The 6257-nt window shown below is 61.7% G+C and carries 8 protein-coding genes; 4 read left to right on the plus strand and 4 right to left on the minus strand.

Features of this window, described 5'->3' with window-relative positions; translation table 11 throughout:
• Positions 1–64: 64 nt before the first annotated feature.
• The 4 genes from AC13C7_RS00095 to AC13C7_RS00110 all read right to left on the minus strand — a co-directional run bounded on the left by AC13C7_RS00095 (position 65) and on the right by AC13C7_RS00110 (position 4072).
• The gene (locus tag AC13C7_RS00095; RefSeq protein ID WP_482866195.1) at positions 65–514 is read right to left on the minus strand and encodes a GtrA family protein; all 450 of its coding nucleotides are present in this window, start codon (positions 512–514) and stop codon (positions 65–67) included.
• Between the two features lie 9 nt (positions 515–523).
• Complete coding sequence (locus tag AC13C7_RS00100) at positions 524–1111, minus strand: class I SAM-dependent methyltransferase (protein ID WP_482866201.1); 588 nt, start codon at positions 1109–1111, stop codon at positions 524–526.
• A gap of 239 nt (positions 1112–1350) precedes the next feature.
• Positions 1351–2898: an acetolactate synthase large subunit gene (locus AC13C7_RS00105; RefSeq protein WP_482866196.1), complete on the minus strand. Its 1548-nt coding sequence runs from the start codon at positions 2896–2898 to the stop codon at positions 1351–1353.
• A 121-nt stretch (positions 2899–3019) separates the two neighbouring features.
• Entirely contained in the window at positions 3020–4072 is a 1053-nt protein-coding gene (locus AC13C7_RS00110; RefSeq protein ID WP_482866197.1) for a PLP-dependent cysteine synthase family protein, read from the minus strand.
• Positions 4073–4226: 154 nt separating this feature from the next.
• Between AC13C7_RS00110 and AC13C7_RS00115 the strand changes: the two genes are divergently transcribed.
• From AC13C7_RS00115 to AC13C7_RS00130, 4 genes are all read left to right on the plus strand, one after another.
• Positions 4227–4466 (plus strand): hypothetical protein, encoded by a 240-nt coding sequence (locus AC13C7_RS00115; protein ID WP_446170652.1) that lies wholly within the window; start codon positions 4227–4229, stop codon positions 4464–4466.
• Between the two features lie 130 nt (positions 4467–4596).
• Entirely contained in the window at positions 4597–5016 is a 420-nt protein-coding gene (locus tag AC13C7_RS00120; RefSeq protein WP_482866198.1) for a BrnA antitoxin family protein, read from the plus strand.
• Positions 5017–5389: 373 nt separating this feature from the next.
• Positions 5390–5914, plus strand: coding sequence for a helix-turn-helix domain-containing protein (locus AC13C7_RS00125; RefSeq protein ID WP_482866199.1), 525 nt, complete (start codon positions 5390–5392; stop codon positions 5912–5914).
• Positions 5898–6212 carry a hypothetical protein gene (locus tag AC13C7_RS00130; RefSeq protein ID WP_482866200.1) on the plus strand — a complete coding sequence of 105 codons (315 nt, stop codon included), beginning with the start codon at positions 5898–5900 and terminating at the stop codon, positions 6210–6212. Before AC13C7_RS00125 ends, AC13C7_RS00130 begins: the two co-directional genes overlap by 17 nt.
• The last annotated feature ends 45 nt before the right edge of the window (positions 6213–6257 follow it).

Here is a 6257-nt window from a genome sequence, read left to right on the forward strand (position 1 = left end):
TCGACAAAACGCAATGGGCGCAGCCGCTTGAGCTACTTGATGGCTCCGCGCCTGCGCCCATTGCTCACGCCGCCGAATGATGGCACACAAAAGGAGAACAAGCTCGATTTAAGAGTGGCCCCGAAAAAAGGGGCAGGTCACTGGCTCCGAGGAAAACGGCGACGCTGTAGAACAGCGTTCCGGCGATCTGTGCGAAAAGGTAGGGGGTGTTCAGCGTCTGAAGGATGGAAATGATCAGGATATTCGCCACGAAGGCGACCAGGACCAGGATCAGGAAGATGGGCAGGGTCCGGTCGATGCGTCCGCGATGGCCAAAGGTCCATGACCGGTTGAGCCCGTAGGCCACCAGCCAGCCAAGCCCGTAGCCCGCCGCGTTGGACAGGACCAGATCGACCCCGGCGCCGAGATGCAGCGCGAGGATGACCGCCAGTCCGAGCCCGGTATTGATCAGCCCGACCACCACGTAGCGCCAGACCTGCACGGACAGGCTCGGGAGGGTGTTTTGCTGCGTCATGGCCATGCGTCAGGCCGTCGCAAAGCAGGCATATTGCGCGCCTGCGGGGCACCAGCGCAGGCGCGCCTCAAGCGGGCGCAGCCGGGCCAGCGCGCGGGGGAAGAACACGTGATATTCTGTGCGGGGGGCCGTCCAGCCCGCCTTGCGCAGCCGTCGGCGCATCTCACCCGCGCGGATCAGAACGGCGTTTTCGTCAAAGGGGCAGTTGCGCACGGCATGTTGCGTCAGGGGGTTCAGCGGGTTGTGCTCGAAGATCACCAGGCGGCCACCGGGGCGGGTGACGCGGCGAAGTTCGCGCAGCCAGTGAAGATGCTCGTCCTCCGGGATGTGGTGAAACACGCATGCAGTGAAAGTAATGTCGAAACTGTCGCTCGGGGCCGGGATCTCGGTGGCGGAGATCAGCAGTTGCGCCTCCTGCGCGCCGTAACGAACCTGCGCTTCCGCCAGGCTCTTTTCCGACACATCGGAGGAGACGGTCGGCCTGTCGGGGAAGTACTTGCGGAACGCGGGCAGCGAATTGCCCATGCCGCTGCCGAAATCCAGGATTGCGGGCGCGGTCATGCCCCAGGTCTGTGCAAGCCGCTTCAGGTCGCGGATCTTGTAGTCGGCGAATTAGCCCGGATCCTCTCCGGACAGCCGGATGCTTGCACTGTGCTGATCTTCGTAATCCGACACGTAGCCGTCAAATTCCGCATCCAACATGGCTCTGACGCCTCACGCAATTGCTTACATTGAGACGTTTTTCACCAGCAAAACAGGCGGAAATAGGGCGCGGTCGTGGTGATAAGGTGAGGCGCGGCAAAGCTGCGACCGGGCATATCGCCTTTCGACACGGGCTACAGCGTGACTTCGATCAGATAGGGGCCTGCCGTGTCGAGGCCGGTCTGCAATGCGGTGGACAACTCCCCCGGCGTCGTGACCTTCGAGGCCGGAACCCCGTGGCCGCGCGCCATGGAGACCCAATCCAGCAGCGGATCCTCGACATCGAACATCGCGTGGGCATTGCGCCCGACACGCGTGACCCCGAGGTTTTTCAGCTCGCCATGCAGGATCTGGTAGCCGCGATTGGCGTAGATCACCACGGTCACGTCCAGCCTCTCGCGCGCCATGGTCCAGAGCGATTGCAGCGTGTACATGGCCGATCCGTCGCCGCTGAGCGCGATGACCTTGCGGTCAGGGCAGGCGACGGCGGCCCCCACGGCGGCGGGCAGGCCCTGGCCGATGGCGCCCCCCATCGTGGGCAACCAGTCATGCCGGCGCGCGGCATAGGTGGCCCCTGCCAACGGTGCGCCCGCGGTGACGGATTCGTTGACCAGGATGGCGTTCTCGGGGATGTGGCGGGCGATGACGGCTGCGGCGGTCTCGGGCGTGAGGTCTGCGTCCGGCTCCGGCATCTCGGGCAGGTCCAGCGGGACAGGGGCGGGCGGATTATCCGGCGCGTTCAGGCGCTTGGCCAGTTCCGACAATGCGTATTCCACATCCATCGTGCCGTCGCAGAGGTCGAGGATATGGCAGTCCGGCGGGGTCGGGACCGAGCCCTTGCCGGGATAGGCGAAGAAGTTGACCGGCGCGCCGGTGCCGCAGGTGACAAGGTGCTTGAGACCCGCGAGGATCTTCTGATTGGCCTCGATCACATAGACCAGTTGCTCGATCGGCAGGCTGCCCGCGCCGCGATCCAGACGGGCCGCATGAAGCGGGGCCAGCAGGCGACACCCCGCCCCGGCAGCGACGCGCGAGGCAAGATCCCGCCCCGGCCCGAACAGGGCCAGACCCCCGACCAACAAGGCGGAATCGGGCTGGCGCAGGGCCTCGGCCGCGGCATCCAGCAGGTCATCGGACGGACGCAGAAGCGGGGGCGGCGCAGCGGCCTCGACCGGTGCCGCGCCGTCGCCCCAGGCGGTGTTGGCGGGCAGGATCAGGGTGGCGATCTGGCCGTTCTTCATCCGCGCCGCGCGGATCGCGGCGGCCCCGTCACCCGCCACATCCAGGGCGGTCTCGCTGGTCCGGGTCCAATGCGAGATCGCCCGCGAAATCCCGTCCGTATCGCCCTTCAGGGGGCTTTCATATTTCAGGTGATAGGTCGCATGTTCGCCCATCACGTTGACCACGGCACTGCCCGCCTTGCGCGCATTATGCAGGTTCGAGAAGGCGTTGCCGAAGCCCGGTGCCAGGTGCAGCATGGTCGCCGCCGGTTTGCGCGCCATGCGGAAATAGCCATCCGCCGCGCCGGAGGTGCCGCCCTCGAACAGGCACAGCACGCAGCGCATCTCGGGGTGGTCATCCAGCGCCGCGACGAAGTGCATTTCGGAGGTGCCTGGATTGGCGAAGCAGGTCTCAACCCCGCTGGCCAGCATGGTCTTCACAAGGCTTTCCGCACCGTTCATCTCGTCCCCCTTTCGCGGTTTCCCGAAGCTGATCACGAATGGACGCAAACCGGAAGGGCGCGCGTGAAAAGCTGACGGGGGTGTCCGGTTTTTCTGACAGGTTTGTCCGGTTTCCGGGCGGTCACGCCGCCCCGCCGAACCGCGCATCCAGATCGGCCATGACGGGGGCGATATCGCCGAAGCACTCGGCCACCCAGGCCGGGTCGTGATAGGTGTCGAGATAGCGTTCCCCCGCATCGCAAAGCAGCGTCACGATGGAACCGGTCTGACCCCGCGCGCGCATCGCGTCGGCCACCTGCAACGCGCCCCAGAGGTTGGTGCCCGTGGACGGCCCCGCGCGGCGTCCCGTCAACTTGTGCAGCCAGTGGATCGTGGCGACACTGGTCAGGTCGGGCACCTGCATCATCTCGGTGATCACGTCGGGCTGGAACGACAGCTCCACCCTGGGCCGCCCGATGCCTTCGATCATGCTGGAACATTCGGCGGTCAGGCTGCGGTCGCCGGTCCGAAAGGCGTCGTAGAAGACCGAGTTTTCCGGGTCCACAACGACCAAGTCTGTCTCATGACCTTTATAGAATATGTAGCGCCCGAGCGTGGCAGAGGTGCCGCCGGTCCCTGCACTCATCACGATGGTGTGGGGGACGGGATGGGCCTCGCGCGCCATCTGGGTAAAGATGCTCTCGGCGATATTATTGTTGCCGCGCCAATCGGTTGCGCGTTCTGCAAAGGCGAACTGGTCCATGAAATAGCCACCCATTTCCGAGGCCAGGCGCACCGCTTCGTCATGCATCCGGGGGGCGCTTTCGACGAAATGGCATTGGCCGCCGTAATGTTCGATCAGCCTTATCTTGCTGCGCGCGGTGCTGCGGGGCATGACGGCGATGAAGGGCAGGCCGATCATGCGCGCGAAATAGGCCTCGGAGACCGCGGTGGAACCTGAGGAGGCTTCTATTATGGGTTTGTTTTCGCTGAGTTTTCCGTTGCAGAGCGCGTAGAGGAACAGGGATCTGGCGAGGCGGTGCTTCAGACTGCCGGTCGGGTGTGTGCTTTCATCCTTGAGGTAGAGTTCGACGCCCGCAAGTGCCGGAATATCCAGCTTTATCAGGTGCGTATCGGCCGAGCGCTGGAAATCGGCCTCGATCTTGCGGATGGCGTCGGTGATCCAGGGGGTCATGGCAGGGCTTTCTCTTTCTACCTGATAACGTTGCATTTTTCGCAGGCGAGGGGAAGGGATTGAACCGGAACGGGGGGCGGGACGACCCATAGATGCGACCTGACACGTTTTCCGCCCACATTCTGTGCCCCCCGAACCCCCTGCGAGGCCCGACATGACACTCGACAAGATCTTTGGCTGGCTGATGATCCTCCTGGCCGCCTACATGCTGCTCATCGCGATTTTCACAGGCGATATGAATGGGTTGACCAGTCTTGGCTACAACCCCGACCTGCCCATGACCCTGGGCCGCGCGCCGCTGCGCTTCCTTGGTGGCATCGTGCTGCATGTGGTGATCGGCGTCTATGGCATCCGCCTGATTTCAGGTGCCGCATCGCTGCGCCGCGAGGACTGAATTGGGGGGGGTGCCTTTCGGTACACCCCCCGATGCACCCCCCGTACACCCCCGGATGCGTTTTCACGGGATTTTAGGAAAATGCCGTCAGACTGGCCCCGCAGACATTTCCAGACAGGAGACCGGGGCCATGAACATGGATGGCAAACCGCTGACGAAAGCGCAGCGGGAACATCACCATTACCTGATCGACCACATGTCGCGGGTCGAGTTCGACATGCATCACCGCATCTGGATCAACGAGCGGGTGCCGCGCGACTGGGCGCGGATCGCGGAGGAGGCCTCGCCGAGGAAAAAGCGGGTGACGATCCGGGTGGATGAGGACGTGGTGACGTTCTTCCGCAAGATGGGGACGGGGTACGGCCCGCGCATGAATGACGTTCTGCGGGCCTTCATGCATGCCAAGCTGATGGGGCTGTTTCAGGGGGACGAGACCCTGGACAAGTTCAAGGAGCAGGAGGAGAACGGGCCGCATAAGAGGCCGGAATGGGGGGATACGGACCGGAAACTCGCGAGGTTGGAGGAGATGCGGAAACGGGATCGGCGGTGAGGGGGGGTGCTACGCTTGCTGCAGGAGGATTTTTGACGAGAATGAAACCAGCTTCGCTGACAAACAGGGAAGGGGTCGGATATTGCCCAAAATTTGGCTGATCACTACCATTGGAAACGTCACGAATGCGGCTATAAAACAAAAATCTCGCCTAGCGCGTTGACTTAAATTCCACCCCACGGGTATGATAGATTTTCTATCCCACCTATAGCGCGATTCCTTACAGCTAAGCATCGTGATCTGAGCATCGCGACTCCCGGATCATCGGAATACCATAATTCAGGTGGGGTGAAAAAGTCACCACCCGAAGGCGCGGCCAAGCCATTGAGACAATGCTCAAGCCTCCGTAAATCATATGGCAAGGAGGCCCGACATGGCTAAATCAACGACCAGCACGCCCAAGACCAGAACAACGCCAAAGCCTTCGCCGCCGAAGTCTTCAACTGAACGCATCTTCGGTGCGAAAGTTTTGTCGCATGGGTATACAGGGATTCCGAATATCTTACTTCGAGGGCAAAAGCGGTTGGGAATCAATGCGACTCAACTCAACATCATCGCTCAGCTTCTGAGTTATTGGATAAATCCGGAACGCCCACCGTTTCCTTCCAAGCGCGAACTTGCTGGACGGATTGGAATTACCGAGCAAACCCTGAGGATAAATATTAAGGCGCTGGAAGAGCGTGGGCTTGTCATGCGTGAACAGCGCGTCACAGCGGCCGGCGATTACGGTTCTAATACGTACCACCTCAACGGGTTAGTTAAAAGACTCAAGGAAATGGAGCCAGATTTTGAAGAGGAACGCAAAGAAAGGCAGGCAGCCCGCAAACTGACGGAGAAACCGAACGCCCGCGCGAATGCCCGAACGAAGAGAGGGCAAGGCGATGGCGGCACAGAATAAGCGTATCCTTTGCTTCATTGACGAATGCGGTACTGCGGGCGAAGATGGATTCGCGCTTGGTTGCGTCATGGCTTGGGCGCGCGATTGCGGGAGAGCGGACAAATCACTGAGTGACCTGCTGGAACCCAATGCAAATGAGTTGCATGCAGCGAACTTGAGCAAAGAGTATCTGCAAAGCCTTCTGACGCGCTTTTCGCAGACTGACAGAGGTGGCTTGGTTTGTCTGAACAGTTTCGAGCCGTTTCGTAAGTGGATTTCCCGCTCGGTTATGCCGCGACCGGGATTTGTCGCGGCGTGATGTGATATGCCTGATCGGGTGTCTTCCCGTCCAGCGATGAATGCG

Source organism: Alterinioella sp. B-7 (genome assembly GCF_056857775.1).

What these genes read in the sequence shown, in the direction of transcription:
- AC13C7_RS00110 (WP_482866197.1), bottom strand. Translation starts at nt 4,072, where the DNA reads ATGACCCCCTGGATCACCGACGCCATCCGCAAGATCGAGGCCGATTTC.
- AC13C7_RS00125 (WP_482866199.1), top strand. Translation starts at nt 5,390, where the DNA reads ATGGCTAAATCAACGACCAGCACGCCCAAGACCAGAACAACGCCAAAG.
- AC13C7_RS00105 (WP_482866196.1), bottom strand. Translation starts at nt 2,898, where the DNA reads ATGAACGGTGCGGAAAGCCTTGTGAAGACCATGCTGGCCAGCGGGGTT.
- AC13C7_RS00130 (WP_482866200.1), top strand. Translation starts at nt 5,898, where the DNA reads ATGGCGGCACAGAATAAGCGTATCCTTTGCTTCATTGACGAATGCGGT.
- AC13C7_RS00115 (WP_446170652.1), top strand. Translation starts at nt 4,227, where the DNA reads ATGACACTCGACAAGATCTTTGGCTGGCTGATGATCCTCCTGGCCGCC.
- AC13C7_RS00095 (WP_482866195.1), bottom strand. Translation starts at nt 514, where the DNA reads ATGACGCAGCAAAACACCCTCCCGAGCCTGTCCGTGCAGGTCTGGCGC.
- AC13C7_RS00120 (WP_482866198.1), top strand. Translation starts at nt 4,597, where the DNA reads ATGAACATGGATGGCAAACCGCTGACGAAAGCGCAGCGGGAACATCAC.